32 protein-coding genes and 2 pseudogenes are annotated in these 26,073 nt (G+C 71.4%); 25 read left to right on the top strand and 9 right to left on the bottom strand.

Going from position 1 to position 26,073, the window contains the following annotated elements; all coding sequences use genetic code 11:
- The first annotated feature begins 93 nt into the window (after positions 1-93).
- The 18 genes from ABZ454_RS20165 (at position 94) to ABZ454_RS20080 (ending at position 13,152) form a co-directional block, all read left to right on the top strand.
- Complete coding sequence (locus ABZ454_RS20165; RefSeq protein WP_356317539.1) at positions 94-414, top strand: gas vesicle protein; 321 nt, start codon at positions 94-96, stop codon at positions 412-414.
- A gap of 33 nt (positions 415-447) precedes the next feature.
- Complete coding sequence (locus ABZ454_RS20160; protein ID WP_356317541.1) at positions 448-906, top strand: gas vesicle structural protein GvpA; 459 nt, start codon at positions 448-450, stop codon at positions 904-906.
- Between the two features lie 2 nt (positions 907-908).
- Positions 909-1,658 carry a GvpL/GvpF family gas vesicle protein gene (locus ABZ454_RS20155; RefSeq protein WP_359539708.1) on the top strand — a complete coding sequence of 250 codons (750 nt, stop codon included), beginning with the start codon at positions 909-911 and terminating at the stop codon, positions 1,656-1,658.
- 2 nt (positions 1,659-1,660) lie between these two features.
- On the top strand, positions 1,661-1,915 hold the full coding sequence (locus ABZ454_RS20150) for a gas vesicle protein GvpG (protein WP_359539609.1): 255 nt from the start codon (positions 1,661-1,663) through the stop codon (positions 1,913-1,915).
- Positions 1,916-1,922: 7 nt separating this feature from the next.
- Complete coding sequence (locus ABZ454_RS20145; RefSeq protein ID WP_359539606.1) at positions 1,923-2,960, top strand: histone H1-like repetitive region-containing protein; 1,038 nt, start codon at positions 1,923-1,925, stop codon at positions 2,958-2,960.
- 6 nt (positions 2,961-2,966) lie between these two features.
- Complete coding sequence (locus tag ABZ454_RS20140) at positions 2,967-4,145, top strand: SRPBCC family protein (protein WP_359539605.1); 1,179 nt, start codon at positions 2,967-2,969, stop codon at positions 4,143-4,145.
- Entirely contained in the window at positions 4,142-4,480 is a 339-nt protein-coding gene (locus tag ABZ454_RS20135) for a gas vesicle protein (protein ID WP_359539604.1), read from the top strand. The genes ABZ454_RS20140 and ABZ454_RS20135 overlap by 4 nt, the downstream gene beginning before the upstream one ends.
- Before the next feature lie 23 nt (positions 4,481-4,503).
- On the top strand, positions 4,504-5,319 hold the full coding sequence (locus ABZ454_RS20130; RefSeq protein ID WP_359539602.1) for a GvpL/GvpF family gas vesicle protein: 816 nt from the start codon (positions 4,504-4,506) through the stop codon (positions 5,317-5,319).
- 3 nt (positions 5,320-5,322) lie between these two features.
- Entirely contained in the window at positions 5,323-5,550 is a 228-nt protein-coding gene (locus ABZ454_RS20125; RefSeq protein WP_356317553.1) for a gas vesicle protein, read from the top strand.
- Entirely contained in the window at positions 5,547-5,825 is a 279-nt protein-coding gene (locus ABZ454_RS20120) for a gas vesicle protein K (protein ID WP_356317556.1), read from the top strand. The genes ABZ454_RS20125 and ABZ454_RS20120 overlap by 4 nt, the downstream gene beginning before the upstream one ends.
- A 202-nt stretch (positions 5,826-6,027) precedes the next feature.
- Entirely contained in the window at positions 6,028-6,486 is a 459-nt protein-coding gene (locus ABZ454_RS20115; protein WP_359539598.1) for an Asp23/Gls24 family envelope stress response protein, read from the top strand.
- A 524-nt stretch (positions 6,487-7,010) separates the two neighbouring features.
- Entirely contained in the window at positions 7,011-7,862 is an 852-nt protein-coding gene (locus ABZ454_RS20110) for a HipA family kinase (RefSeq protein ID WP_359539595.1), read from the top strand.
- The gene (locus ABZ454_RS20105; RefSeq protein WP_356317564.1) at positions 7,859-8,242 is read left to right on the top strand and encodes a DUF3037 domain-containing protein; all 384 of its coding nucleotides are present in this window, start codon (positions 7,859-7,861) and stop codon (positions 8,240-8,242) included. Before ABZ454_RS20110 ends, ABZ454_RS20105 begins: the two co-directional genes overlap by 4 nt.
- Positions 8,243-8,457: 215 nt before the next feature.
- Positions 8,458-9,219: a 3-oxoacyl-ACP reductase FabG gene (fabG, locus tag ABZ454_RS20100; protein WP_136326319.1), complete on the top strand. Its 762-nt coding sequence runs from the start codon at positions 8,458-8,460 to the stop codon at positions 9,217-9,219.
- A gap of 20 nt (positions 9,220-9,239) precedes the next feature.
- Entirely contained in the window at positions 9,240-9,995 is a 756-nt protein-coding gene (locus tag ABZ454_RS20095; protein ID WP_359539592.1) for an SDR family oxidoreductase, read from the top strand.
- A gap of 118 nt (positions 9,996-10,113) precedes the next feature.
- Positions 10,114-11,694 (top strand): ABC transporter substrate-binding protein, encoded by a 1,581-nt coding sequence (locus tag ABZ454_RS20090; RefSeq protein ID WP_356317568.1) that lies wholly within the window; start codon positions 10,114-10,116, stop codon positions 11,692-11,694.
- Between the two features lie 111 nt (positions 11,695-11,805).
- Positions 11,806-12,489, top strand: a complete 684-nt coding sequence (gene ung, locus ABZ454_RS20085; protein ID WP_356317570.1) for a uracil-DNA glycosylase — start codon at positions 11,806-11,808, stop codon at positions 12,487-12,489.
- A 177-nt stretch (positions 12,490-12,666) separates the two neighbouring features.
- Positions 12,667-13,152, top strand: coding sequence for a hypothetical protein (locus ABZ454_RS20080; RefSeq protein WP_359539589.1), 486 nt, complete (start codon positions 12,667-12,669; stop codon positions 13,150-13,152).
- A 110-nt stretch (positions 13,153-13,262) separates the two neighbouring features.
- Here the strand turns inward: ABZ454_RS20080 and ABZ454_RS20075 are convergent, their stop codons facing one another.
- Positions 13,263-13,703 carry a hypothetical protein gene (locus tag ABZ454_RS20075; protein ID WP_356317574.1) on the bottom strand — a complete coding sequence of 147 codons (441 nt, stop codon included), beginning with the start codon at positions 13,701-13,703 and terminating at the stop codon, positions 13,263-13,265.
- 129 nt (positions 13,704-13,832) lie between these two features.
- Positions 13,833-14,162, bottom strand: a pseudogene (locus ABZ454_RS20070) (TetR/AcrR family transcriptional regulator); the annotation flags it as partial.
- A 79-nt stretch (positions 14,163-14,241) separates the two neighbouring features.
- On the opposite strand from ABZ454_RS20070, the pseudogene ABZ454_RS20065 reads away from it, so the two are divergent.
- The 3 genes and pseudogenes from ABZ454_RS20065 to ABZ454_RS20055 form a co-directional block, all read left to right on the top strand.
- A pseudogene (locus ABZ454_RS20065) lies at positions 14,242-14,436 on the top strand (hypothetical protein); the annotation flags it as partial.
- Positions 14,433-15,332, top strand: a complete 900-nt coding sequence (locus ABZ454_RS20060; RefSeq protein WP_359539587.1) for a Gfo/Idh/MocA family oxidoreductase — start codon at positions 14,433-14,435, stop codon at positions 15,330-15,332. The pseudogene ABZ454_RS20065 and the gene ABZ454_RS20060, both read left to right, overlap by 4 nt.
- Before the next feature lie 110 nt (positions 15,333-15,442).
- A complete protein-coding gene (locus ABZ454_RS20055) occupies positions 15,443-15,802 on the top strand; it encodes a hypothetical protein (RefSeq protein WP_356317578.1) in 360 nt (119 codons plus the stop codon).
- A 9-nt stretch (positions 15,803-15,811) separates the two neighbouring features.
- Here ABZ454_RS20055 and lnt read toward each other — a convergent pair whose 3' ends face one another.
- From lnt to ABZ454_RS20040, 3 genes are all read right to left on the bottom strand, one after another.
- On the bottom strand, positions 15,812-17,464 hold the full coding sequence (gene lnt / locus ABZ454_RS20050) for an apolipoprotein N-acyltransferase (protein WP_359539586.1): 1,653 nt from the start codon (positions 17,462-17,464) through the stop codon (positions 15,812-15,814).
- 96 nt (positions 17,465-17,560) lie between these two features.
- Positions 17,561-18,070, bottom strand: coding sequence for a nuclear transport factor 2 family protein (locus tag ABZ454_RS20045; RefSeq protein ID WP_359539584.1), 510 nt, complete (start codon positions 18,068-18,070; stop codon positions 17,561-17,563).
- A gap of 125 nt (positions 18,071-18,195) precedes the next feature.
- On the bottom strand, positions 18,196-19,050 hold the full coding sequence (locus ABZ454_RS20040) for a universal stress protein (RefSeq protein WP_359539582.1): 855 nt from the start codon (positions 19,048-19,050) through the stop codon (positions 18,196-18,198).
- 232 nt (positions 19,051-19,282) lie between these two features.
- Here ABZ454_RS20040 and ABZ454_RS20035 point away from each other — a divergent pair, with 232 nt between their 5' ends.
- From ABZ454_RS20035 to ABZ454_RS20025, 3 genes are all read left to right on the top strand, one after another.
- On the top strand, positions 19,283-19,666 hold the full coding sequence (locus tag ABZ454_RS20035; protein ID WP_356317586.1) for a hypothetical protein: 384 nt from the start codon (positions 19,283-19,285) through the stop codon (positions 19,664-19,666).
- A 34-nt stretch (positions 19,667-19,700) separates the two neighbouring features.
- Complete coding sequence (locus ABZ454_RS20030) at positions 19,701-20,321, top strand: flavin reductase family protein (protein ID WP_356317588.1); 621 nt, start codon at positions 19,701-19,703, stop codon at positions 20,319-20,321.
- A 266-nt stretch (positions 20,322-20,587) separates the two neighbouring features.
- On the top strand, positions 20,588-20,746 hold the full coding sequence (locus ABZ454_RS20025; RefSeq protein ID WP_356317590.1) for a hypothetical protein: 159 nt from the start codon (positions 20,588-20,590) through the stop codon (positions 20,744-20,746).
- Between the two features lie 429 nt (positions 20,747-21,175).
- Here the strand turns inward: ABZ454_RS20025 and ABZ454_RS20020 are convergent, their stop codons facing one another.
- From ABZ454_RS20020 to ABZ454_RS20005, 4 genes are all read right to left on the bottom strand, one after another.
- Positions 21,176-21,400: a hypothetical protein gene (locus ABZ454_RS20020; RefSeq protein WP_356317592.1), complete on the bottom strand. Its 225-nt coding sequence runs from the start codon at positions 21,398-21,400 to the stop codon at positions 21,176-21,178.
- A 300-nt stretch (positions 21,401-21,700) separates the two neighbouring features.
- The gene (locus tag ABZ454_RS20015; RefSeq protein WP_359539707.1) at positions 21,701-23,140 is read right to left on the bottom strand and encodes a PQQ-binding-like beta-propeller repeat protein; all 1,440 of its coding nucleotides are present in this window, start codon (positions 23,138-23,140) and stop codon (positions 21,701-21,703) included.
- A gap of 212 nt (positions 23,141-23,352) precedes the next feature.
- Positions 23,353-24,225: an undecaprenyl-diphosphate phosphatase gene (locus ABZ454_RS20010; protein ID WP_356317594.1), complete on the bottom strand. Its 873-nt coding sequence runs from the start codon at positions 24,223-24,225 to the stop codon at positions 23,353-23,355.
- A 181-nt stretch (positions 24,226-24,406) separates the two neighbouring features.
- On the bottom strand, positions 24,407-25,126 hold the full coding sequence (locus ABZ454_RS20005) for a VTT domain-containing protein (protein ID WP_359539580.1): 720 nt from the start codon (positions 25,124-25,126) through the stop codon (positions 24,407-24,409).
- A gap of 49 nt (positions 25,127-25,175) precedes the next feature.
- On the opposite strand from ABZ454_RS20005, the gene ABZ454_RS20000 reads away from it, so the two are divergent.
- Positions 25,176-25,913, top strand: a complete 738-nt coding sequence (locus tag ABZ454_RS20000; RefSeq protein WP_359539579.1) for a DNA alkylation repair protein — start codon at positions 25,176-25,178, stop codon at positions 25,911-25,913.
- Positions 25,914-26,073 lie beyond the last annotated feature (160 nt).

Genomic DNA, 26,073 nt, shown 5'->3' with positions numbered 1-26,073 from the left:
CCCGCCCAGGCCTGCCACCGCCTCCGGTGACGGCGGTACGCCCCGATGGCACGCTCAAGATGCGCGGCGGGCCCCAGTCGCCAGACTGGCTCTATGGCAGAAGAACGTCGCACACGCGCCGAGACCTCCAAGACGGCAACCGCCCGCCGCGCGAAGACCGCGCGGGGGCCGGAGTACGCGGCCGGCGCTGCCTGCCAGACCCTGGAGGGGCTGATCGGGCACCCCACGGAGGGTGTGTCCGCTGTCCGGCGTTCCGACGACGGCTGGTGTGTGGTGGTGGACGTTCTCGAAGTGCCACGGATTCCCGACACCACAAGCCTCCTCGCCTCGTACGAGGTGCAGCTCGACCGGGCCGGTGAACTCCTGGAATACCGCAGGGTCCGGCGTTACCGACGGGGTGCAGCCGACGAGTGATCCGCTTTCACTCCCCTGCTGGAAGGACTTTCCATGAGCGCGACCACTTACTCCGACGAAGTAGTGGCCTGCCCGCCCCGCGCCGGCACGTTGTACGACGTCCTGGAACTGATTCTTGACCGCGGCATGGTCATCGACGTGTTCATCCGGGTCTCGCTGGTCGGCATCGAGATTCTCAAGATAGACGCGCGCATCGTCGTCGCGAGTGTGGACACGTATCTGCGGTTCGCCGAGGCGTGCAACCGGCTCGACCTGGAGCGCGATTCCGGCAGCACCACCATTCCCGAACTCCTCGGTGGCGGCGTGGCCAAATCCGTCGGGAAGCGCAAGGCGCGCAGCGCCGCCGGGGCGGTGGGCGACACCGTGAAGAAGGCGGTAGGCGGCGGCGAGCGGTCGCAGGACGACGACGACGAGGAAGAAGCGCACGAGCGGCCGAAGAAGCGGCGTGTTCCGGCCCGCGGCAGCACGAGCCGACGACGCGCGGAGGCATGACCGTGGTGGCTCATGGCGTCTACGTCTACGCGATCCTGCGGGCGGGAACGGCGCTCCCCGAGGGAGCCGGCGGTGTGGGGTCCCCTCCCGCGCCCGTCCGCATGATCAGGCAGGGACTGCTCGGCGCGGCCGTCAGCGACGCGCCCCCCGACCTTCGCGCACGCCGCCGCGACCTGCTGGCACACCAAGAACTGCTGATGCGGCTGTCGGACGAAGGACCCGTACTGCCCATGCGGTTCGGCATGGTCGCGCCGGACGAGGAGACGGTCCTCAAGCAGTTGGCCGCGGCCGAGGGCGGGCACGTCGCCACCCTGGACCAGCTCGCCGGCCACATCGAGATCAACGTCAAGGCGCTGCCGGCGCAGGACGCGCTGCCGGCCCTCGTCGCCGAGGACAAGAACGTACGAAGACTCCGCGAGGCGGCTCGGCGGCACCCGGGTTACGAGGCGAGCCTCCGGCTGGGCGAAGCCATCGCCTCCGCCCTTACCCGCAGGGCGGCCGCGGCGGGGCAGCGGCTGCTGCGTGAGCTGGCGCCAGGAGCCCGTGCGGTCGCCCCAGGACCCGAGGTCCCGGGGTGCGCGCTCAACATGTCCTTCCTCGTGGACCACAGCGACGCCGACGCCTTTCTCGCCCGGGCGCGGAGCTTCGCCCAGGCCCATCGCGAGCAGGTGGAACTCCGGCTGGCGGGCCCGCTCCCGTGCTACAGCTTCGTCACTGCCGAGGCACGCCCCGTACCGGTGGGAGGGGTGTGACGGTGGGACTCATCACCGGCCTGCTCACGTTTCCCCTCGCGCCGGTCCGCGGCGTGATCTGGGTGGCGGAGAAGCTCGACGACGCCGCGCAGCGTGAGCTGCACGATCCCGCCGTGCTGCGCACGCAGTTGGCCGTACTGAACCAGGAATTCGAAGCCGGAGACATCACCCAGGAGGAGTTCGAACGGGAAGAGGAACGGTTGCTTGACCGGCTGGACGCCGTACGGGTCGGCCCGGCACAGATCGATAGAAGGTGACGTGCTCATGGAAGACCAGACCAAGGTGACGCTCGCGGCGGCAGTGGTGGGCGGCTACGTGCTGGGCAGGACCAAGAAGGGGCGGATGGCGCTCACGGTCGCCACCTATCTGGCCGGCCGGCGCTTCGGCCTGGAGCCCCGTCAGCTGGCCGCGGAAGGCATGCGCCGTCTCGGAGAGGTTCCCCAGTTCGCGGAGTTGCAGGACCAGTTGCGCGGCGAGGTCCTCGACGCCGGCCGCAAGGCCGTGACCGCCGCCGCCAACCGGACCATGGGCTCGCTGGCCGACGCGATCAGCGACCGCACTGCCCGCCTCATCGAACCGCCGAGCGACGAGGGCGAGGCCGATGAGGACGAGGGCGACGCGTACGAGGACGAAGAGGCGCCGGACGACGAAGGCGCTGAGTACGACGACGAGTACGAGGACGAGGACGAGGACGAGGGCGACCAGTACGAGGACGAAGAGGAACCCGAGGACGAGGGCGACTCGGAGGACGAGTACGAGGGCGGCCGGCCGGAGGACGAGGAGGAAGAGCCCGAGGAGGAGCCTGAGGAGGAAGAACACGAGGAGGAGCCGGAGGAGGAGCCCGAGGAGGAGCCGGAGGAGACCCGGCCGAGAAGGCGCTCTTCCCGGCGGACCGGGTCGGGGGCGGCCAAGAGCGGTGGGGACGGCAAGGCCTCCCAGGCCAAGAAGGGTGCGGAGCAGCGCCCGGCCCCGGCCAAGAAGGCCGCTTCGAAGAAGTCCGCCCCGGCCAAGAAGTCGGCTGCGAAGAAGACCGCCCCGGCCAAGAAGGGCGCGGCCAAGAAGAGGGCTGCCAAGAAGTCGGCCCCGGCCAAGAAGGCCGCTTCGAAGAAGTCCGCCCCGGCCAAGAAGTCGGCTGCCAAGAAGGCACCTGCCAAGAAGACGGCTGCGAAGAGGACGGGTGCGAAGAAGACCGCCCCGGCCAAGAAGGGCGCAGCCAGGAAGACGGCGGCCAGGAAGACAGCAGCGGGTGGTTCGTCGTCAGCGAAGCGGGCTGCATCCAAGCGCACGAGTCCTCGGAGGTAGCGAGTCATGGCCAGGACAGAGAACGCAAAGCCCGAGGCAGAAGAGTCCGGCGTGGACAGGCTCCGCGGGGAGCTGTCCACATTCCTCAGCACGAAGGTGGAGAAGCTCGCCGAAAAGGCAGGGGGGAAGCTGACGGACATCGCGGGGCAGCTGACCGATTCCGCGGAGAACGGCGGCTCCCTGCCGGCTGTCGGTTCCCGCATCCTCCAGGGCGATTCCCCGGTGAAGGCGTTCGTCTCGGAGAAGGCCAAGGGCGTCAAGGACAACGTCGTGGACAAGGCCAAGGAAACCTTCGGCGGCGGCGGGAAGGGCAAGCGCAAGGCGAGCGGTGGCAAGGTGATGAACATCATCGAGGTGCTCGATGTGGGAGTGCCGCTGCGTACCGCTTACGACCACTGGACTCAGTACGACAAGTTCAGCAGTTTCGCCAAGGGCGTCCGCGACGTTTCGACGGAGGACGAGACGTCCAGTGACTGGAAGGTCAAGGTCGGTCCGTCCTCACGCAGCTTCAAGGCCACCGTTCAGGAACAGGTGCCCGACGAACGCATCGTGTGGACGTCCGAGGGCGCCAAGGGCACCACGCGGGGCGCCGTGAGCTTCCACGAGCTCGCACCGTCCCTCACGCGCATCGTTCTGGTCATGGAGTACTACCCGTCCGGGTTCTTCGAGAAGACGGGCAACCTCTGGCGCGCACAAGGCCGCCGTGTGCGACTCGACTTCAAGCACTTCCAGCGGTACGTGTCCCTCACCGACGAGGAGCCGGAAGCGTGGCGCGGCGAGATCCGCGACGGAGAGGTCGTCAAGTCCCACGACGAGGCCATGGAAGAGGAAGAGGCGCAGGACGAGGAAGGCTCGGGCGGCGAGGACGAAGAGGAGAACGAAGACGAGGGCGAGTGGGATGAAGAGGGTGAAGAGGGCGAAGACGGCGACCAGTTGACGGACGAAGACGAAGACGAAGACGAAGACGAAGAGGACGAAGACGAAGACGAAGACGAAGAGGACGAGGACGAGGACGAGGAAGGGGACGAAGAGGAGGGAGACGAGGAAGAGGAAGAAGAGGAAGGGGACGAAGAGGAGGGAGACGAGGACGAGGAAGGGGACGAGGACGAAGACGAGGAAGAGGAAGAGGATGAGGCGCCGCCCAGGAGGCGGTCGGCCAAGCAGCGATCGCGGAGGGCTCGGTGACCGACCTCGACTTCAGGCACGACGTGTCCCCTCCCGTCCCAGGGCCGCAGACCACCAACCTCGCCGACATCCTCGAACGCGTCCTCGACAAGGGCATCGTGATCGCCGGCGACATCAAGATCGACCTGCTCGACATCGAGCTGCTCACGATCCGGCTGCGCTTGTTCGTGGCGTCCGTGGACACCGCGAAGAAGGCCGGCATCGACTGGTGGGAAACCGATCCGGCGCTCAGCTCCCACGCGGCGCGTAATGCGCTGCAGGACGAGAACCGCGAACTGCGTGAGCGCCTGGAGGCACTCGAATCCAGGTCCGAGGAGAGGGCTTCGTCCGAGTGATGACCGAGGAAGGACGGAAGCACATGCCGGAGCGCGGCCCCGGGACTTCGGGTGCGCACGCCATCTACGTGTACGCGGTCTGCCGTACCGAGGCCCCCCTGGCGCTCGGTACGGTCCCCGGGGTCACCCGGGACGAGCCTGTCCGTACGCTGCCCCTGGGGTCTCTCACCGCGGTCGTACAGACCGTCGCGGCGGCCGAGTTCACGGACGCGGCCTGGCAGGAGCGACTCTCGGACGCGGTCGAACTCGAGCGGTACGCGCGCGCCCACCACGCGGTCGTCTCGGCGGTCGCCGGCCAGGCGCCCACCGTGCCTCTGCCGCTGGCCACGCTGTACCAGGGGGACGACCGGGCCAGGAGCGCGCTGAACGACGAGGCGGGGCGCTTCCACACCGCCCTGAAGCGGATCGAGCACCACGCCGAGTGGGGCGTGAAGGTGTACGCACCGCCGCAGCCGGGCGGCGGAGGCGCCGCTCCGCCGCTCCGGCCGAGCGCACCGGTCGACCGCACCCGTCCGGCCCCGGGAGCGGGGCGGGCGTATCTCGATCGCAAGCGGAACCAGCGGGCGCAGCGCGAGCAGCGGCAGGAGGACTCCCTCCGCATCGCCGACGCCGTGGACGCGGACGTGAGCCGGATCGCCACCGCGTCCCGGCGGCTCCGGCCGCACGGTCAAGGGAGCGCGGGCGGTCCCAGGGTCCAGGTGCTCAACGCCACGTATCTGGTGGCCGAGCACCGGTCCGGCGAACTTCAGGCGCTGGCAGCCGGTTTACGAGAACGCACCGGCGCGGAGATCGAGGTCTCAGGCCCGTGGGTCCCGTACTCCTTCGTGGGCGAGGTGTGACCCGTGGCGCACGATGTCGTTCCGTGGGACAACCCGGGCGCCCTGAGCGGCCCCATCGGGGTGCCGCTGGTGGATCTCCTCGACCGGGTCCTGGCGACGGGGGTCGTCATCAGTGGGGACCTGGTCATCGCCATCGCCGATGTCCCGCTCGTCCGGCTGTCCTTGCACGCGCTGCTGTCGTCCGTCAACGAACGCGTACCTGCCCCCTGGGCGGACAGCGGGCCGCTGTGACCAGTGCACGAGTCGACCTGGACTCCGAGCAGATGGGGCGTGACCTCGTCACCCTGGTCCTCACCGTGGTCGAGCTGCTGCGCCAGTTGATGGAACGGCAGGCCCTGCGCCGCATCGACCAGGGCGACCTCACCGACGACCAGACCGATGAGATCGGCACGACGCTGATGATGCTCGACCAGCGCATGACGGAACTCTGCGAACAGCACGGAGTGCGTCCGGAGGACCTCAATCTCGACCTGGGCCCGCTCGGCAGTCTCCTGCCACGGGACTGAGGGGGAGCAAGGCGAGCAAGGCCACCGCCCCGCTGACGTGGCGTGACGGGCGGGGTGGGGTGGCCGCCGCCTCGTCCACCCGGCACCTGAATGGCGGAGGTCGGCCTTCCGGAGCACAGTGGAATTACTGGGGGCACAGGTCGGCGGGAGAACCCGCTCAGTCCGGGCCGCCGCCTGCCACGACAACTCTGTGCGAGGAACTATGGCGACCATCGACAGCCGGAGTGACACTGAACTCGGAACGGGCGACACCTCGGGCGGGACCCGCGGGACCACCGTCATCGCGGACAACGTGGTCTCGACGATCGCCGGAATAGCCGTGCGAGAGACAGAGGGAGTCCATTCCCTCGGCGGGGGCGCCTCACGGGCCCTGGGAACGGTCAAGGACAAGGTTTCGCGCTCCAGCGACCCCAGCCGCGGGGTGAAGGTGGAGGTGGGTGAGAAGCAGACCGCGATCGATCTCGACATCGTGGTGGAGTACGGCGCTGCCATCCTGGACACGGCGAAGGACATCCGGAACCACGTCACGGATGCGGTCGAGACCATGACCGGGCTCGAAGTCGTCGAGATCAACATCAAGGTCCTCGACGTCCATGTGCCGGGAGCCGACGACGGTGAGGACGAGTCGGAGAGCTCCTCGTCGAGATCCCGCGTCAAGTGACGCGGGCTCACGCGTGCGGGGCGCCGACCGGCCGCACCCCCACCCGTGAGTGACAGGTGATCGGTGCGTAGGGCGAGGGCCCGCGCCGGCGGTGCGGTACGGCCGCCGGCGCGGGCCCCGTGTGCGTGGGGGAGCGGTACGCACCGGCCAGGACGTTCCACGGCAGGACGGAGGCACCCGGTGCCGAGCCGCAGTCAGGCGTGGTACCGGAAGAGCCGCGCGGGCTGGGCCTACCGGTCACGGGTGACTCGCGTGCCGCCCCCGAGCGAGGAGGGCGGTGCACGGCCCCGGTGGCTCGGGCACTCCTCACTCGCGATCACCCTCGGTTACTATGTTCACTTCATGCCGAAGGCCGGCAGCAAGGGGCGCGGCACCATCGAGGAACTGCTCGGGGAGCAGGGAGAGCGGCACGCGGCCGGAACTCCCGCACGATCCCCGGCATCGTCGACCATCGATTCCCGCCGCTCCACCTCGAAGAAGTTGTCCGTGGATTGCAAGGCTGTAGAGATGGGTGGCCTGAGAAAGTGCTGGAAGAGGTCGTAGCGACCCGCTACGTCACGCCCCTGCGTGAGGGTGGATCGCTCCCCGGGATCGTCGAGGCCGACAATCTGGGTACGTACGTCATGAAGTTCACCGGCGCCGGACAGGGCCGCAAGACGCTCGTCGCGGAGGTGATCTGCGGACAGCTCGGGCGGCGGCTCGGACTGCGCGTCCCCGATCTCGTCCAGATCCAGCTGGACCCGGTTATCGGTCTGGCCGAGCCCGACCAGGAGGTGCAGGAGCTGCTCAAGGCCAGCGGCGGGCTGAACCTCGGGATGGACTTCCTCCCCGGCTCCCTCGGGTTCGACGCGCTGGCCTATCAGGTGGATGCGCGGGAGGCCGGACGCGTGGTCTGGTTCGACGCGCTGATCAACAACGTGGACCGCTCCTGGCGCAATCCGAACATGCTGGTCTGGCACGGCGACCTGTGGCTCATCGACCACGGTGCCACCATGATCTGGCACCACAACTGGCCGGGCGCCCAGGCCTCCGCCGCCAAGCCGTACAACGCCTCCGACCACGCGCTGGCGCCCTTCGGACCCGACATCGCCGCGGCCGCGGCCGAACTGGCCCCGCTGGTCACCGAGGAACTGCTCACGCAGGTCGCGGCCGACGTGCCCGACGAGTGGCTGGTGGACGAGCCGGGCTTCGAGACGACGGACCAGCTGCGCCGCGCCTATGTGGAGGCGCTGCTGCCGCGCGCCTCCACCATCCACGAGCGGATCATCCTGGACGCGCCGACCGTCTCCAAGCCCTCCCAGGCCCCGGGCTGGCTCGTCGAACGCCTCGCCCCGCGGCATGACAACGAGAACACCGACAAGGGCGGCCGGCCGTGAGCAAGCGCGATGTCTTCGAGTACGCCCTGCTGCGCGTGGTGCCCCGGGTCCAGCGCGGCGAGTTCTTCAACGCCGGAGTGGTGGTCTACTGCCGCGCCAAGGGGTTCGTCGCCGCCCGTACCGAACTCGACGAGGGCAAGCTCCGGGCCCTGGACCCCGGCGCCGACGTGACCGGGGTGCGGGCGGCGCTGCACGCGGTCGAGGGCGTCTGCCGCGGCGGTACGGACGCGGGCCAGGCCGCCGGGGACGATCCGGGGCGGCGCTTCCGCTGGCTGATCGCGCCGCGCTCGACCGTCATCCAGCCGAGCCCGGTGCACAGCGGCCTCACCACCGACCCCGCCGCCGAGGTCGAACGGCTGCTCGACCTGCTGGTGCGCTGATCACGGTTTCCCCGGCGCCGCCCCGCGCGGTGCGGAGGCGGCGCCGTCGGGTGTGACATGCGCCGCTGCCTCCGTGGGCCGTTGACACCGGGTGCCAGGGCTTCTAGCGTCTCGTCTGCTGAAGGTACTAAGCGGTTGCTCAGTTATCGGGAACGTTCTCCTGGGAACGTCCTGACGTCCGCTGAGCCGCGACCCAAGGGCGAGGAGAGCCAAGCATGTCCACCACCGAGCAGCGCGTAGCCATCGTGACGGGAGCCGCACGGGGCATCGGTGCCGCCACCGCGGTACGCCTGGCGGCCGAGGGCCGCGCCGTCGCCGTACTCGACCTCGACGAGGCGGCCTGCAAGGACACCGTCGAGAAGATCACCGCGGCCGGCGGCCGCGCCCTCGCCGTCGGCTGCGACGTGTCGGACAGCGCCCAGGTGGAGGCCGCCGTCGCGCGGGTCGCCGCCGAGCTCGGCGCCCCGACGATCCTCGTCAACAACGCGGGTGTGCTCCGCGACAACCTGCTGTTCAAGATGAGCGAGTCCGACTGGGACATCGTGATGAACGTGCACCTCAAGGGCGCCTTCCTGATGGCCAAGGCCGTCCAGAAGCACATGGTGGACGCCAAGTTCGGCCGGATCGTCTCGCTCTCCTCCTCCTCGGCCCTCGGCAACCGCGGCCAGGCCAACTACGCCGCGGTCAAGGCGGGTCTGCAGGGCTTCACCAAGACCCTCGCCAAGGAGCTCGGCAAGTTCGGCATCACCGCCAACGCCGTCGCCCCCGGCTTCATCGTCACCGAGATGACCGCCCAGACCGCGGCCCGCGTCGGCATGGGCTTCGAGGAGTTCCAGGCCGCCGCCGCCACCCAGATCCCGGTGCAGCGCGTCGGCTTCCCGGAGGACATCGCCAACGCCATCGCCTTCTTCTCGGGCGACGACGCCGGCTTCGTCTCCGGTCAGGTCATGTACGTCGCCGGCGGACCGCTCAACTGACCCGAAGGGTGACAGGCATCATGACTGTGCAGGACAGTGGCAAGGTCGCGCTGATCACCGGCGCGAGCCGGGGGATCGGCTACGGCATCGCCGAGGCGCTCGTCGCCCGCGGCGACCGGGTGTGCATCACCGGACGCGGCGAGGACGCGCTGAAGGAGGCCGTCGAGGCGCTCGGTTCCGACCGGGTCATCGGCGTCGCCGGCAAGGCGCACGACGAGGCGCACCAGGCGGCGGCCGTCGAGCGCACGATGGAGGCGTTCGGCAGGGTCGACTTCCTGGTGAACAACGCCGGTACGAACCCGGTCTTCGGGCCGATCGCGGAGCTCGACCTCAACGTGGCCCGCAAGGTCTTCGAGACGAACGTGATCTCGGCGCTCGGCTTCGCCCAGCAGACCTGGAAGGCCTGGCAGAAGGAGAACGGCGGGGCGATCGTCAACATCGCCTCCGTCGCGGGTGTCTCCGCCTCGCCCTTCATCGGCGCGTACGGCATGAGCAAGGCGGCCATGGTCAATCTGACCCTGCAGCTGGCACACGAGTTCGCGCCGGTCGTCCGGGTCAACTCGATCGCCCCCGCGGTCGTGAAGACCAGGTTCGCGCAGGCCCTGTACGAGGGCCGTGAGGCGGAGGCGGCGGCCGCCTACCCGCTGGGAAGGCTCGGCGTGCCGGAGGACATCGGCGGGGCCGCGGCCTTCCTCACGTCGAGCCAGTCCGACTGGATCACCGGGCAGACCCTCGTGGTCGACGGCGGGATTTTCCTGAATGCCGGCGTGAGCTGAGATCGGCCTGGGCCGGTTTGGCCCCGATTGCCTCAAGTGCCCCGCCGGGCCAGCGGATTGACCTGGTGGGGCGCTGCGGTATGGTCTGCCGACCCATGGCTGATCGAGGAGCGTGCACGTGTTCTACCGGGCCAGTCTGAAGGCTGCTGCAGCCCTTGCTTCCCTGTCTCTGCTGGCCGGCTGCGGTCTGCTGTCCGGCGGCGGTTCGGACGTGGAACAGAAGCTGGCGGTCGGGACCACCAGCGAGCCGTCGACGCTCGACCCCGCCGCTGCCTGGGACGGCTCCTGGGAGCTCATGCGCAACGTCTTCCAGACCCTGGTGAGCTTCCCGACCGGCAGTACGAGCCCCGAGCCCGACGCCGCGGACAACTGCAGGTTCACCGACACCAGCAGCACCGCCTACCGCTGCGAACTCCGCAAGGGGCTGAAGTTCTCCAACGGGGACAAGCTCGACGCCGAGGCGGTGAAGTACTCCATCGACCGGATCCGGTCCATCGCGGTCAAGGGCGGCCCCGTCGGAATGCTCGGCTCGCTGGACCGGGTGGAGACCAAGGGCGACGACGTCGTCATCTTCCACCTGAGCAAGCCGGACGCCACCTTCCCGTTCATCCTGGCCACGCCCGCCATGTCGCTGGTGGCCCCCAGCGCGTACTCGAAGCACAAGATCCGCACCGACGGCAAGGTGACCGGGTCGGGCCCCTACCTGCTGGACGCCTACAAGCAGGGGGACCGCTCCGAACTGGTGAAGAACCCCGACTACAAGGGCTTCGCCGACCGCAAGAACGACGCGGTGACCATCCGGTACTTCAAGGAGTCCGGCGCGATGGTCGCGGCGCTCAAGAAGAACGAGATCGACGCCACGTACCGCGGCCTGGGCGCCGAGGAGGTCGTGGCCCTCGAGGACAACAAGGAGGCGGACAGCGGCCTCCAGATCGTCGAGACGGTGGGCGCCGACATCCGCTTCCTGGTGTTCAACCCGGAGGACCCGGCTGCCGGGAATCCGGCCGTCCGGCGCGCGATAGCCCAGCTCGTGGACCGTGACGCCCTCGTGGCCAAGGTCTACCAGGGCACCGCGGAGCCGCTCTACTCCATGGTCCCCAAGGGCATCGCCGGGCATACGACCAGCTTCTTCGACACGTTCGGCGACCCGGACAAGAAGAAGGCCAAGAAGATCCTCACCGACGCGGGCATCACCGAGCCCGTCGCGATGACGTTCTGGTTCACGACCGACCGGTACGGATCGTCGACGGCGCCCGAGTTCGCCGAGCTCAAGCGCCAGCTGGAGGCTTCCGGGCTGTTCAGGATCACCCTGAAGAGCAAGCCCTGGAAGACCTTCCAGGAGGGCTTCACCAAGGGCGAGTACCCCGTGTTCGGCCGGGGCTGGTTCCCGGACTTCCCGGACCCCGACAACTTCATCGCCCCGTTCGTCGGCAAGGACAGCGTCACCGGCATGCCCTACGTGAAGAACGAGATCACGAAGGAACTGCTGCCCCAGTCCCGCAAGGAGAGTGACCGCGGCGCGGTCAGCAAGCAGTTCGAACGGGCCCAGAAGATCCTGGTCGACGACGTCCGGCTGCTGCCGCTGTGGCAGGGCAAGCTCTACGTCGCCGCGGGCGAGGACATCGGCGGCGGCGAGCGCGCGCTGGACCCGCAGACGGTCATGCAGATGTGGGAGCTGTACCGCAAGGCCAGCTGGTAGCGGCCCCGGACCCGGGGCCGCCCGGCTCCCGCCGGACTCCCCGGGTCCGTTGTCAGTGGCCCCCGGTAGGTTCTGGGAACAAGAACCGATTGCTTACCGGAGGTTGTTGACGTGACCGACACCTACCCGCTGCCCGAGTCCTGGCGCGGCGTCCTCGGCGAGGAACTGGAGAGCCCGTACTTCAGGGATCTCATCGATTTCGTCGAGAAGGAGCGGGCCGGCGGGCCGGTCTATCCGCCCCGGGAGCAGGTGTTCGCCGCTCTGGAAGCGACTCCGTACGACAAGGTGAAGGTCCTGGTCCTCGGCCAGGACCCCTACCACGGCGAGGGCCAGGGGCACGGGCTGTGCTTCTCCGTGCGACCGGGCGTGAAGACGCCGCCCTCCCTGCGCAACATCTACAAGGAGATGAAGGAGGAGCTCGGCCTCCCGGTCCCGGACAACGGGTATCTGATGCCGTGGGCCGAGCAGGGCGTCCTCCTCCTCAACGCGGTGCTGACGGTGCGCGCGGGGGAGGCCAACTCCCACAAGGGCAAGGGCTGGGAGAAGTTCACCGACGCGGTGATCCGCGCCGTCGCCGCGCGCCCCGATCCGGCCGTCTTCGTGCTCTGGGGCAACTACGCGCAGAAGAAGCTTCCCCTGATCGACGAGGAGCGCCACGTGGTGGTCAAGGGGGCGCACCCCTCGCCGCTCTCGGCCAAGAAGTTCTTCGGCTCGCGCCCGTTCACGCAGATCAACGAGGCGGTCGCGGCGCAGGGTCACCGGCCCATCGACTGGCGCATCCCCGACCTGGGCTGAGGGGCGCACGCCCGAGCCTGAGTGCGAATGCCCCCCACGGCGGCTAGCGTCGAACCGGCTGTCACCGGGCGGAACCGGCAGGAACGGTAAGAATTCCGCAGGATCAGCCGGAGTACACCGACGGCGGTTCGGCCGGCCGTGGTGGGACAGGTGCGGACAGGCGCGAGGGAGACCGCAGTGACGGAGCAGCAGGAGGCGTCGCAGGACGTCGTCATGACCAGGATCGGCCAGGCGATCATGTTGCTCCACGGCGGTGACCGGGAAGAGGCCCGCAATCGCTTCGGCACGCTCTGGGCGGAGATCGGCGAGGGCGGTGACGCACTGCGCCGGTGCACCCTCGCGCACTACATGGCCGACACCCAGGACGACCCCGGCGACGAACTGCTGTGGGACCTGCGGGCGCTTTCCGCCGCGGAGGCGCTGATGGGCGAGCGAGTGGCGCGGCACCGGGACGTGCTCGCGGTGCGCGCCCTCTACCCCTCGCTGCACCTGAGTCTCGCGGCGGACTACGTGAAGCTCCGACGTCCCGCCGCCGCCCGGATCCATCTGGACCAGGCCCGGGAGGCCTCCGGCGCCCTCGCGGCCGACGGAAGGGACGACGGATACGGAGGAGGCGTCCGGGCGGCCATCGGGAGGCTGGAGCAGAGGTTGCGCGAGTTCTGACCGGCGGCCGGCCCGAGCTGTGGGCCGGTGGCGGTGCGGACGGGGAGGGGCTCCGGTGCCGGTGGCCCGCCCGGGTGGGCCACCGGTGGTTCCCGTGCGGGTCCGCCGCGTCAGCGGCCGTAGGCGTTGTCGCAGATCCGCGACTGCGGGCTGCCCGCGGGCCAGTGGCCGTACCCGCGGCCGAGCGCACACAGGTCCGCCCCGGTGACGGGCGTCGGCAAGGCCGGAGCGGGGGCGGGGGGCGCGATCCGGCGTGGCTGTGCACGAGCCGGTCCGGGGAGGTGCTGTTGCGGCGGTGGGCCCTCGCGCCGCGCCGTCGGGGGTGTGGGGGCCGCCCGGCGGGAGGCCGGGGACGAGGGTTTCGCGTCCGGCAGCGCCTCCAGCGTGTCCCGTACCGGGGGGCGGATGATCTGCGGGGCCAAATCCTGCGTCGGGCGACTGGTCTCCGGGAGCGCCGGTGCGCTCGGCTGCGGGTCCACGGCCACACAGCCCGACAGGGCCGTGACCGCCACGCCGACCAGGAGTTTCACGGTGATTCTGGTTCGATGCACCTGATCAACTGTGGGTGCGGACCGGCCGCCGGGTGAGCCGGCGAGCCCGGATTGGCCCGCACGAGTGACCCCGGTCAGCCTGGCGCCCCGGGTGTCGCCGGCCTTCCGCACGTCCGGCCGCCGGGTGCGTCAGCGGCCGCCCGGCATCCCGCGCGGCAGTTCGCCGAAGCCGGTGCGCAGCGCCGCCTTGGTCGGGACGCGGCGGTGGTACGAGCCGGCCGTGCAGGAGAACATCAGCCCCTCGCACCAGGCCACCAGGGACAGGGCGTGCCGTTGTGGCGCCGCCCATCCGGCCGCCGTCATCAGCGCCTCCAGCGGTTCGCGGAGCTGCCGGCCCGTCGCGTCGCAGAACGTGCGCAGTCCGGGGCGGCGGGTGGCCTCCAGGGCGAGTTCGTAGCGGCAGACGAGCAGGTCGGGACGGCGGGTGAGGTAGCGGTGGAGGACGAGCGCCAGCCCCGCGACCAGTGCGTCGGTGGCGGGAGGCGCTGCGGTCACGGACGAACGGCCCGGCGTGGCCGCCCCGGACGCGGGATCCACACGGGACTTCGGGATGTCCACGCTCTCCCGGCTCGGGCCGGGGCTCGTCCTGCGCACCTTCGACGGCATCGCCGACCGGCGTCCGCCGCAGCACACGTATGCTGCCCGCACGAAGGACGCGCCGCACGTCGCGGTCGGCCCCCAGGGAGGACGACCGCGACGTGCGGCGCTGAACAGCGAGAAGGAGACCCTGTGAAGGTCGGCTGCATCGGGCTCGGCGACATCGCGCAGAAGGCGTACCTGCCGGTACTCACCACCCTGCCGGGGGTCGAACTGCATCTGCAGACCCGCACCCCCGCCACCCTGGCCTCGGTCGCCGCCGCCCACCGCATCCCGGCCGGGCAGTGCCACTCCGACCTCGACTCGCTGCTCGCCCAGGGCCTGGACGCCGCGTTCGTGCACGCGCCGACCGCCGTGCACCCGGAGATCACCGGCCGGCTGCTCGAAGCAGGCGTACCGACGTACGTCGACAAGCCGCTGGCCTACGAACTCGCCGAGTCCGAGCGGCTGGTGGAGCTCGCCGAGGTACGCGGTGTCAGCCTGGCGGTCGGCTTCAACCGACGGGTGGCGCCCGGCTACGCGCAGTGCGTCGAGCACCCGCGCGAGCTGATCCTCATGCAGAAGAACCGGGTCGGCCTGCCGGAGGAGCCGCGGACCATGGTCCTCGACGACTTCATCCACGTGGTCGACACCCTGCGCTTCCTGGTGCCCGGGCCCGTCGAGCACACCGTCGTCCGGGCCAGGATCCGTGACGGCCTGATGCACCACGTCGTGCTCCAGCTGGCCGGGGACGGCTTCACCGCCATCGGGGCGATGAACCGGCTCAGCGGCTCGACCGAGGAGCGGCTGGAGGTCTCGGGCCAGGACTCCAAGCGCGAAGTGGTCAACCTGGCCGACGTGATCGACCACAAGGGCCAGCCGAGCCTGCGGCGGCGCGGCGACTGGGTCCCGGTGGCCCGCCAGCGCGGCATCGAGCAGAGCGTGTGGTCGTTCCTGGACGCGGTGCGTGCCGGAAAGCTGCTGAGCGCCCGGGACGCCCTGGAGACGCACGAGCTGTGCGAACGCGTCCTGCGGGACCTCGACTGCGCCTGAGGGCATGCTGCCCACCGCCTCGGCACCGCACCGGGAACGACTCCGGATGCGTGCGGCACCGCCCCGATGCAGGCAGGGTGGATGGACCGCCGGCCCGTGGAGGTGACCTCGTGAAGCACCACCGCGAGCCAGAGGGCTGGGGTGCGCTCCAGCCGCCTCCGGGGTACTACTCGGCGGACGGGCGGCCGCCCGACGCCGGGCAGCGTGCCCTGATCCTCGACTGGGCGGTCAACCAGCGGATCGCGAGCGGCTGGAGCGTGGAGTCCCGCTCCGAGACCCAGACCGTCATGGTCAGGGGCCGGCCGCCGAACCACGTGCTGCACGCCGTGCTGACCGCCCTCACCTGCTTCCTGTGGGGCGTGGTCTGGCTGGTCCTGGGTGTGACGAACAAGGTCGAGCGGGTCGCGCTCACCGTCGACGCCATGGGCGACATCGTCACCGTGCACGGCCCGGGCCGCAGCATCCTCTGAGACCCGGACTCAGCGGGGCGCCGATTCCCTCGGCTCCTCTTCGGCCGTACGGGCGAAGCCCGCCGCCCCCGCACCACCTGCCGGGACCGACGGGGCGACCGCGCCCGGCGGTTCCGTCCGCTCGCGCCGACGCACGTTCCGTACGCCTTCGAAGGCACAGAAGGCGGCCAGCACCCCCAGCGCGCCGTACAGCGGCCAGTCGCCCAGCCTGACGTACAGCGTCGTCCCCCGGGCCAGCGGCACGCCGTACACCGCGGCGCCGCTCGTGTCCGTGTCCAGCGGCGTCCCGACGCGCTGCCCCTGCGGGCCGTACGCCGCGCTGACGCCCGTGAGCGTGGCGTGCACCATCGGGCGGCCGTTCTCGGCGGCCCGCAGCGCCCCCAGCGAGGCGTGCTGGCCGGGCGCCCACCCGTGCTGGAACGAGGACGTGGAGGACTGGGCGATCAGGAGCGCGGCGCCGTCACGGGTCAGCCGCCGGCTCATGTCGGGGAACGCGGACTCGAAACAGACCAGTGGACCGATGCGCAGGCCGTGCGCGCCGGGCGGCGTCATCGTCACCGGACCCGTGCCGCGCAGGCGGTCCTCGCCCGCCGCCTTGCCCATCGAGGTCGCCCAGCCGAGCGCCGAGCGGGCCGGGATGTACTCGCCGAAGGGGACCAGGCGCATCTTGTCGTAACGGTCCCCGGTCAGCCCCCGCGGACCCACGAGCACGGCACTCTTGAAGATGCCGGTCCGGCCCGCCGCGTCGGTCTGCCTGGCGTCCACGTTCACCAGCACGTCCGCGCCCACCAGGCGCGAGAGCGCGGCGATCCGGGCGGTGACATCGGGCCGCCGCGCCGGATCGACGCCGACACTGCTCTCCCCCCACACGACCAGGTCGACGTTCCGGCCCGCCAGCGAACGCGTCAGTTCCTCGCTGCGCGCGAAGCGGCGCCGCACACTGTCCGGCCCCTCGACGACACCGGGCTGCACGACCGCGATCCGCGCCGTCCCGGACCGCTCCACCCGCGGCGCCCACACCCACACCGACCCCACGGCCACCGCGGCCGCCACGAGCGTGACGACGGCCACCGTGCGGGCGGCGGGGGACGCGAGCAGCAGGGCGAGCACGGTGTTCACCGCGACCACCAGCAGGCTCACCAGCCACACCCCGCCGACCGACGCCAGCCGGAGCGCCGGCGACACCTGCCACTGGCTCGCGCCGAGGAGCCCCCAGGGGCCGCCGAGCCCCTCCCACGACCGGACCGTCTCGATCATCAGCCAGCCGCACGGGACCACGATCACGGCCGCCACGACTCGCACGCCGGACACCGGCCCGCGCAGGAGCCGGGAGACCAGCAGCCCCCACGGGGCCCACAGCAGACCGAGCAGGGCCGCCAGCACCACGATGAACACGTGAAGGCTCGGCATCAGCCAGTGGTGGACCGCCAGCATATAGCCGGTCCCGCCGAGCCAGCCGTCGAGCGCCGCCCTGCGCCCCGAACCGGCGGTTCGGATCAGCAGCAGCAGTGGGACGAGGGCCACGTACGCGAACCACCACAGTCCCGGCGCGGGGAAGGCGAGCGCGGGCAGCGTCCCCGCGAGGAGCGCGGCACCCGCCCGCCCCGGGGCCGAGCCGAGTATCCGTGCGCCCCGCTCGCGCCCCACTGCCCCGCTCGGCATGCCGCGCCTCCTCGTCCTGCCCAGCGGCAGGCGTCATCCAAAATCCGTTCTCCCTGTTGTGCCCAGTGTGGGGCAGCGGAAGCGAGCCGGGGCGGATCACCTGGCGGTGAGCGGGTCCGGCACGTTCCGCCACTTCTCGTGGACCGTCACGTCCTGGATCCGCCAGCCGCCGTCGGTGCGACGCAGGTCGAAGGCGTACCGCCCGCCGGAGACGAAGTTCGGCGCGGTCGGACGGCCGTTGGAGCCCGCGTCCCCGCTCCCGGCCGTGTCCGGTCCGCTCACGAGCCGCATCGGGTTCATGTAGTCGGCCCGCACCCGCGCGCGGTCGCCCGGATAGCCGCCGAGGTCCTGGAAATCCAGCCGCCGGTTGACGATCAGGTGCTGCCGTACGGGAAACAGCAGCATCGTCTGCGAGAGCCACCGGGCGACCTCGTCGGCGGGGCCCTCGATGCCGCCGGCGGTGCGGTAGTCGGCGCGGCCGTCCGCGGTGAACAGCGCCCGGTAGTCGGTCCACGCACCGTCGTCCACCGCCACCGCGTAGCCGGTGACCACTGCATCGATGGCGAGCCGGTCCATCACGGTCGCGAGATCCACACGCTGCGTCATCGGGTCAGTGTGGGCCCCTGGACGGCAGGGGCCAAGGGCCGTGCACACACGGCGGCTGCGAATGGCGGGAACCGGCCGGGCTCGGGTCGCCGAAGGGCGTGGCGGCGGTGGCGGCGCCCAGCGGGTCAGCAGGGCACCACGGCCACCGGCCCGAGCGCGTGGGTGAGCGTCGTCTGCGCCACCGTGGACAGGCCCAGACCGAGGGACTCGCCGCCCTTGCGCCGGCCGATCACCGTGAGGGCCGCGGTCGCGGAAGCGGTCACCAGCGTGCGCGACGCGGAGCCGTTGACGGGCTCCTTCATGACCTCGACCTGCGGATACTTCTCGCGCCAGCCCGCTGTCAGCTCGGCGAGCGACCGCTCGGCGGAATCGGCCGCGGCGTCCCGGTCGAAGACGGGTCCGCCGGCGAGCATCGACGAGAACATGGTCCAGCCGTGTACGACCCGCAGCCGCGCACCGGGCCGGGCCGCCGCCGTCTCGAAGGCGAACTCCAGCACCGCCTCGCTGCTCTCGTCCGCGGCCACCCCGGCGACAACATCCCCGGCGTCCTCGTCCGGCTCCTCGTCCGGCTGCCCGCCGTTGACGACGACCACCGGGCACTTGGCCATGGACGCGGTCGCCAGGCTGTTGGAGCCCAGCATCAGGGAGCGGAACCCGCCCAGCCCGCGTGAACCGACCACCACCAGCGACGCGTCGCGGCTGAGCGAGACCAGCGCGGCCGAAGGGAAGTCGAGCGGTGCGAGCGTCGTGGGGCGCAGCTGGGGAGCGATCCGGTTCACCCGCCGGACGGACCGGGCGAGGAGGTCCTCCGCCTCGTGCTGCTGCGCCTCCTGGGCGGTGCGCCGGGTCAGGAGGCGTACGTGCACGATCATCAGGGGGAGCCCGCGCCCGGACGCCTCACGGGCCGCCCAGTCCAGCGCGTCGCGGCTGTGCGTGGACCCGTCGACCGCGGCGATCACGGGAAGCTCGGTGCCGGTCATGAGTGCCTCCTGAGTGCGGGGGTGCGTGCTCCGGGGCCGGTGCGTCCGCGGGGCGCGCGTCAGCGGTCCGGACGCGTTCCGCCGGCCCCGCCTGCCTGCCCCGTACGCTACGGCCGGACGGCGCCCGCCGCAGGGGAGGCGCGGCGGCAGCCGCCGCGCGCGGGTCCGGCACGGCGGACGCCGGACCCCCGTTGTCCTCGTCGGCCGGGGCGCCTGCCCCTATGCTCGCGGGATGGAGCAGAGCGAAGTCGTGAAGCGTGTGATCGGCATCCTCACCGAAGCGGGCGAGATGCGCCGCCTCTTGGAGGAGAACCCGGACCGTGACGACCCCAGCACCGATTCGACCGTGGTGACCGCCCTCCTCAACGAGACGATGCCCCGGATCGCGATCCCCGAGGACGCCACGATCGAGGACGTGGTGGTCCTGGTCGGCCGGGAGGTCGGAGGCGCGGTGGAACAGCTCGTCGGCGCGTTCACCCTGGCGTTCGCGATGCTGGCGCAGGTGCACGATTCGGGGCAGACGGACGTGTCGTCCGCCGATGTCCTCCAGGACCTCGCGCTGCGGGCGGAGCAGTTCGGATCCGAGGGGCCGGAGGGCCCGGACACGGAGGTGTGAGAGGACGGGCCGGCGGGCCGCCATACTCGGCGTCATGCGCATCGACTTCGATCCCGGAGCCACGGACACCGGCACGTTCTACCGGCTGCTCACCGCCGTGGTCGTACCCCGGCCCATCGCGTGGATCTCCACCGTCACGCCGGACGGCGAGACGGCCAATCTGGCTCCCCACTCCTTCTTCACGATCGCCTGCGTCAGCCCGCCCGTCGTGCAGTTCACCTCGGTCGGGCGCAAGGACACCCTGCGCAACATCGAGGCGACGGGCTCCTTCGTGGTGAACTTCGCCCCGGAACACCTCTTCGAGCAGATCAACGCCACGGCGACCGACTTCCCGCGCGGCATCAGCGAGTTCGAGGCCGTCGGCGTCGGGCAGGAGCCCAGCCTGCGGGTGAAGCCGCCGCGCGTGGCGGGCTCGCCGGCCGCCCTGGAATGCGAGCTGCACAGCACGGTCCTGCTCGGCGACTCCACCGTCGTGTTCGGCCGGGTGGTGCACGCCGCGGTCGACGAGGACGTCATGGCGGACGGCCATCCGGAAGTCACCGCCCTGCGCCCGCTGACCCGGCTCGGCAAGGACGAGTGGGGCACCTTCGGAGGCGTACGGGAGATCTCCCGCGTTCCGTACACCCGGTGGCAGGAGGACCGCGAGGCCCGCTGAGGACGTGCAGGGCCCTGACCGGCCGCCTGCCGCAGGGGGGCGCACGGGCCCGCCGACGCGGCTGTGCAGGCGAATGACGAGCGGATGGGCGACGCTGCCTACTGCCCGGTCCGGGACAACGGATAGTCTCAGCAGGCCTCGTCGGATACCGGTGCCCTGGTGGGTGTGGGGCCGGGACGGTGCCACACCCCGTCGCCGCCGCGATCCGAGGACCGGACGGCGTCCCGAGGCCCTCACAGCAACCGCGAAACAAACAGGAGACCCCGATGGCTGATACCCCGCCCCGCCAGGTTCAGCGGCGCTCGGACGAGAGCGCGGCGGGCTCGGCGTCCGAGGCCCCGGGCCGCGCCGAGGCCATGCCGACACCGCGCTACCAGGGGCTGTTCGTCGAACCCGATCTTCCGCCCTTCGTCGAGACCGAGTGACACCACCCGCGTCGAGGCCCGTGCTGCCCCCGTACCCGCTCAGGCGGGGACGGGGGCAGCATGGCGTCCGGGGCCTCGCACGGCGGCGGGGCCATGCGGGAGCGGATCACCGAGGACCTCGCGCGCCGGACCACGCACGAACCCGTCCCGGAGCCGGAACCGCCTGGCGGCTCATGGCTGACGAGTGCCGGTCACGCTTGACGCGTGTGGGCACGCCGTCCGGTGCGGATTGCGCACCCGAGCGTGTGGGCACGCGGGGCGCGATCCGGCCGCGGGGGCGGTTTGCCCGGAGGACCGCCGTCCCGCCGTTCGCCGTGACCCGCCAGGCAGCGCGAAGTGCGGCCGGAGCCGGCACGCTCGACCGGCTCAGCCTCCGACGGCCACCGAGCCCGTGGGCGGGCCGGTGAACGCCCTGCCACCCCCGCCCGCTCAGCCCGCCGCGAACTCGTGGGCGGCTGCGCCCTGCCACTCGACGAGGGACGGGGTGTCGAGGGCCCGCGCCGGGTCCGCCAGGCCGGCGTCGGCGAGGAACACGATCACGTCGTGATCGCTGTGGGCGAGCCCGAGCTTTTCCTCGCGGCCCGCGATGTGCACGGTGACGAGCCGCGCGCCGGAAGGCGTCGGCCGGTGGATCACAATCGGGGGAGTAGCCATACCTCCAGCGTGGCCCCGGACGTGCGTGCCCGCATCCGGTTCAGGGGCGGGCCCGGCCCGGACGCCGGCCGGCAGGGGCCCGGCCATCCGCATCCGTACAGGCGGTTCGCCTTCGCGCCGCTGCTGCCCGCCCCGTCGACGCCGCCGGGCCCCGCGCCCCGAGATCCCCGCCGTTCCCGCGGATCCAGCCCCGCCCGCCCCACCGGGCCGCCGCCGGGCTCTGCCGTACGGCGCCCGGTCACGTCGCTCGGCGCCCGATTCCCGACGCCGCCGCCCGGCCGGCGATGTACGGAAGCGGGGTCAGCGGCCCACCCCGAGGAGAGGCGGCATGACGCCGGTTCCCTCGGGGTTGACGAGGACCCAGTCCCCGTCGCGGCCGGGCACCAGCTGTGATGCGTCGGCGACCTCGTCGAGGCCTTCGCGGATCAGCGGCCCCTCCGCGAGGTGTCCGGTGTGCGGGTCGAGAGAGCGGATCCGCCCGTCCGCGAGGACGGCGAGCCGGTTCTCGGGCAGCCGGGTGAGGGCGGTGACCGGCCCGCCCGCCCCGGTGTGCCACAGACGCCGTCCGCCGTCGAGCGCGTAGCCGGACACGGCGGCGGGGACCGCCTCGCCCGGCTTCGTCACGGCGGTCACCAGGACGTCTCCGACGACCGCGGCGCGGAGCGACGGCCGGGCGTCGAAGCCGTGTTCGGGGTACGTGGTCAGGTGCAGGTCCTCCGCACGCCCCGAGGTCTTCACCGTCCCCCGCAGGCGGTCCTGATCGTCGAAGGCGAGCACGGCGTCGGTCCCCCGTTTGTCCTTCTCCTTGAGCCAGAGCGCGAACGGCCGGGCGGAGATGACCATGACCGTCTCCGCGTCGCTCTCCGCCGGCAGCGCGGTACGGCGTACGTGCGTGCCGTTCGCGGTGTCGAACGTGACCAGTTCCAGCGAGCGGAACGCGGAGCCGCTCACGCACTGGTTGACCACTCGGGTACGGCCCGCCGCGGCCGAAGCGACGACCGGCGAACAGCCCTCGCCGAGGTCCACCTTCCAGCGCGGGACGCCCGTGCGCAGGGCGAAACCCTGGACGGCGGCGGCCTCCAGGGCGACGGCGACGCCGCTGTCGGCGGTCACCCTGCCGTCCGTGGGGCCGAACGCGGCGACGCCCGTGGTTTTCCGCTCCCAGAGCTTTCGGCCACTCGCGGTGTCGATGCCCCACACCGTGTCGCACGGCCCTGCCTCGCGACCGAAGGCGATCACACCGACGCCGTCCGGGACGGTGTCGCTCATCGCGCACGCCGATCCGCGCACGGGCGCGTCCACGTTCCACCGCTCACGCCCGTCGGCCAGGTCGAAGCTGGTGAGACCGTCGGTGCGGGCGCGGACCACGGCGCCGTCCAGCACCCAGTTGCCCACACCCTTGACGGTGTTCGGCCGGTCGAGTGGCGCCTGCCAGACCCGGTCGAGGACGGGACCGCGCATCCACGCGTACGCCCGCCATCCCGGCCAGAGGGCGAGGAGCATGCCCGTCACGACGAGCACGGCCGGCAGCGCCTTGCCGGAACGGACCCTGGTCAGTTCAACGACCCGCCAGGTCACGAGGCCCATGCCCGCGAAGGTGCACAGGAAGGCCAGCAGGATGGTGGGGACGGTGCCGTCGGGGCACGGGCCGTAATGGTCGCCGCACGCGTTGCCCGGTATCGAGGTCCAGCCGAACCAGTGGAAGGCCACCGCGAGTCCGGCGACCGACCCGGCCGCCACGACGAGCAACGCCCTTCCCCACACAGCTCCACGTGTCCCGCGCGCAGGTCTGCTGTCCTCCACCACGTCGCCCCCCTGGCGTCAACTGCCGCTCCCTCCCCAGAGATGCGACGGTCGATGGTAACTCCCGGGCGTCCGCGGCCCACCCCTCCCAGGCCGTTTCCCGGTCAGCTCCGCTCGGAGCCGGGAGAGCCGCTCGCCGGGGGGTCTGGTCAGCCCGCGGACTCGCCCGCGTGCGGACTCAGCACCCCCGCCGCCACCAGGGCGAAGAGGACGAGTCCGAGCAGCACGCGGTAGATCACGAACGGCATGAAGCTCTTGGTCGTGATGAACTTCATGAACCAGGCGATGACCACGTACCCCACGCCGAACGCGATGAAGGTCGCGAAGATCGTCGGGCCCCACGACACATGGCCCTCGCCCGCGTCCTTCAGCTCGAAGACCCCGGAGGCGAGCACCGCCGGGACGGCGAGCAGGAACGAGTAACGCGCCGCCGCCTCGCGGGTGTACCCCATCAGCAGGCCGCCGCTGATCGTCGCGCCCGACCGTGAGACACCCGGGATCAGGGCCATCGCCTGGCAGAAGCCGAAGATCAGCCCGTCCTTGACGCCGAGCTCCTTGAGCGACTTGCGCTCCCTGATGGCCCGGTGCTTGCCGCCGGTCTCGTCGCGCGCGGCCAGCCGGTCGGCGACGCCGAGGACGACACCCATCACGATCAGGGTCGTGGCGATCAGCCGCAGATCGCGGAACGGACCCTCGATCTGGTCCTTGAACGTCACGCCGAGCACGCCGATGGGGATCGAGCCGACGATGACGAGCCAGCCCATCTGCGCGTCGTGGTCACCGCGCATCGAACGGTCCGTCAGCGACCTGAACCACGCCGAGACGATGCGGACGATGTCCTTGCGGAAGTAGATGAGGACTGCGGCCTCCGTGCCGATCTGGGTGATCGCGGTGAACGCCGCGCCCGGATCGTGCCAGCCGGCGAATGCCGCGGTGAGCCGCAGATGCGCGCTGGAGGAGATCGGCAGGAACTCGGTCAGTCCTTGAACGAGGCCGAGGACGAACGATTCGAACCAGCTCATGGGGCTTGGGCCATCCCGGAGTGATCATGCATCGGCCGACGGCGTCGAGCCGTCGGCGGCGTGCGGATTGCGGTCGTGCGATGACAGGGCCGCACCGGGCCCGGAGATCGTCAGTCGGTCGCGGGCAGCGTATCGCCCCCGGATGAACACACTGACGACTGCCCCCGCGCAGCCCGCCGCATCACTCCGCTCCCAGCCGGTGGCGCCGGCGCCAGGCGACCACGGCCCCGCCCGCGCCCGTCAGCACGATGAAGCCCATCGCGGCCAGGAAGGCCGGTGAGGTGGGTGAGGACGCCTCGCTCCCGGCCACGACATAGGCGGCCGTGTTCGGGATCGACCCGAGGCCGGTCGCGACGAGGAACGGCGGATACCCCATGCGCGAGACGGCGGCGCAGTAGTTCGCGGCGGCGAACGGCACCCCGGGAAAGAGCCGCAGCGCCAGCATCGAGCGGAAGCCGTGCCGGCTCAGCTGCCCGTCCGCCGCCCGCATCCAGCGCCCGCGCAGCAGCGTACGCAGCGCCTCCTGCCCCAGGACCCGGCCGAGCATGAACGAGATGCCCGCGCCCAGCACCGTGCCCGCCAGCGCCGCCGCCAGCCCCGCCTGCGCGCCGAACAGCGCGCCGGCGGCGAGATTGAGCAGCGGTCTCGGTACGAAGGCGACCGTGCAGACGCCGTACGCGAGGCCGAAGACCACGACCGCGGCGGCCCCGCCGCTCAGCTGGGCCGGCCAGCCCGAGGACAGCAGCCGCTGGGGCTCCAGAAGCAGCATCGTCGTCGCGGCGGCCAGCAGTACGGCCACGAGCAGGGAGAGCCGGGACCAGGGCGACAGCAGCACCCGCGTGCAGCGCACGGCGAGGCCGGCGGCGGGCCGGGCGGCGGGGGCGGAGACGCGGTCGAGCATTCGGGGAGACTAACCGACTCCCGTGTGTGATCACCGTATTGTGAGTGTGATGAGCTACCCGGTCGAACCGGTAAGGGAACGCGCCGAGCCAGCCCCGGCCCTGCCGCGCAGCGTGCTCGCCGACACGGTCCTGGAGCGGCTGACACTGCTCTACCCCCCGGCCGCCGACCCCGTGCGTGCCCGGTCGGCCGCCGCGTACATGAAGCACGTGGCGCCGTTCCTCGGCATTCCCACGCCCCGCCGCCGAGCCTTGTCCCGCTCCGTCCTCGAAGGCGCCGCGCGCCCCGGGGAGGCGGACTGCGCCGCGATCGCGCTGCGCTGCTGGGCCCTGCCCGAGCGCGAGTACCACTACTTCGCCGCCGACTACCTGCGCCGCCACGTCGCACGCTGTTCGTCCGGCTTCGTGCCGGTACTGCGCCACCTGGTCACGACCGTGCCCTGGTGGGACACCGTCGACACCCTGGCCGCCCATGTCGCGGGCCCGCTGGTGGCAGCCGACCCGGAGCTCCGGCACACCATGGACGAGTGGATCGAGGACGACGACCTCTGGATCGTCCGTACCGCGCTGCTGCACCAACTCCGCTTCAAGGAGGCCACCGACGCGCGCCGGCTCTTCGCGTACTGCCTGCGCCGCGCCGACCATCCCGACTTCTTCATCCGCAAGGCGATCGGCTGGTGCCTGCGGGAGTACGCCAAGACGGACCCGCAGGCCGTACGCGACTTCGTCGACGACGCCCGGGGCCGCCTGGCGCCGTTGTCCGTACGAGAGGCCACCCGGCACCTCTGAGGCGGGACCGCACCGCCGGCCCCCGTACCGCCGTCGGAAAATCCGCTCGACGGGCCGACGGCCGTCGGAGATGATCGAGCCATGTTCCGGTACGCCTTCCTCGCAGCGCAGTCCGCAGTCGCGGACTCGCCGAAGGCTGCCGTGAGCCCCCTCGCAGCAG

The organism is Streptomyces sp. NPDC005803 (assembly GCF_040630435.1).
GTDB lineage: Bacteria > Actinomycetota > Actinomycetes > Streptomycetales > Streptomycetaceae > Streptomyces.
Note: the sequence above shows the minus strand (reverse complement) of the source record. Positions and strands in the feature narration are given on the sequence as shown.

Excerpts from the sequence above, each read along its gene's own strand:
- ABZ454_RS20165 (WP_356317539.1), top strand. The coding sequence starts at position 94 with ATGGCAGAAGAACGTCGCACACGCGCCGAGACCTCCAAGACGGCAACC.
- ABZ454_RS20160 (WP_356317541.1), top strand. The coding sequence starts at position 448 with ATGAGCGCGACCACTTACTCCGACGAAGTAGTGGCCTGCCCGCCCCGC.
- ABZ454_RS20145 (WP_359539606.1), top strand. The coding sequence starts at position 1,923 with ATGGAAGACCAGACCAAGGTGACGCTCGCGGCGGCAGTGGTGGGCGGC.
- ABZ454_RS20140 (WP_359539605.1), top strand. The coding sequence starts at position 2,967 with ATGGCCAGGACAGAGAACGCAAAGCCCGAGGCAGAAGAGTCCGGCGTG.
- ABZ454_RS20130 (WP_359539602.1), top strand. The coding sequence starts at position 4,504 with ATGCCGGAGCGCGGCCCCGGGACTTCGGGTGCGCACGCCATCTACGTG.
- ABZ454_RS20115 (WP_359539598.1), top strand. The coding sequence starts at position 6,028 with ATGGCGACCATCGACAGCCGGAGTGACACTGAACTCGGAACGGGCGAC.
- fabG (WP_136326319.1), top strand. The coding sequence starts at position 8,458 with ATGTCCACCACCGAGCAGCGCGTAGCCATCGTGACGGGAGCCGCACGG.
- ABZ454_RS20095 (WP_359539592.1), top strand. The coding sequence starts at position 9,240 with ATGACTGTGCAGGACAGTGGCAAGGTCGCGCTGATCACCGGCGCGAGC.
- lnt (WP_359539586.1), bottom strand. The coding sequence starts at position 17,464 with ATGCCGAGCGGGGCAGTGGGGCGCGAGCGGGGCGCACGGATACTCGGC.
- ABZ454_RS20045 (WP_359539584.1), bottom strand. The coding sequence starts at position 18,070 with ATGACGCAGCGTGTGGATCTCGCGACCGTGATGGACCGGCTCGCCATC.
- ABZ454_RS20040 (WP_359539582.1), bottom strand. The coding sequence starts at position 19,050 with ATGACCGGCACCGAGCTTCCCGTGATCGCCGCGGTCGACGGGTCCACG.
- ABZ454_RS20035 (WP_356317586.1), top strand. The coding sequence starts at position 19,283 with ATGGAGCAGAGCGAAGTCGTGAAGCGTGTGATCGGCATCCTCACCGAA.
- ABZ454_RS20030 (WP_356317588.1), top strand. The coding sequence starts at position 19,701 with ATGCGCATCGACTTCGATCCCGGAGCCACGGACACCGGCACGTTCTAC.
- ABZ454_RS20025 (WP_356317590.1), top strand. The coding sequence starts at position 20,588 with ATGGCTGATACCCCGCCCCGCCAGGTTCAGCGGCGCTCGGACGAGAGC.
- ABZ454_RS20020 (WP_356317592.1), bottom strand. The coding sequence starts at position 21,400 with ATGGCTACTCCCCCGATTGTGATCCACCGGCCGACGCCTTCCGGCGCG.
- ABZ454_RS20010 (WP_356317594.1), bottom strand. The coding sequence starts at position 24,225 with ATGAGCTGGTTCGAATCGTTCGTCCTCGGCCTCGTTCAAGGACTGACC.
- ABZ454_RS20005 (WP_359539580.1), bottom strand. The coding sequence starts at position 25,126 with ATGCTCGACCGCGTCTCCGCCCCCGCCGCCCGGCCCGCCGCCGGCCTC.
- ABZ454_RS20000 (WP_359539579.1), top strand. The coding sequence starts at position 25,176 with ATGAGCTACCCGGTCGAACCGGTAAGGGAACGCGCCGAGCCAGCCCCG.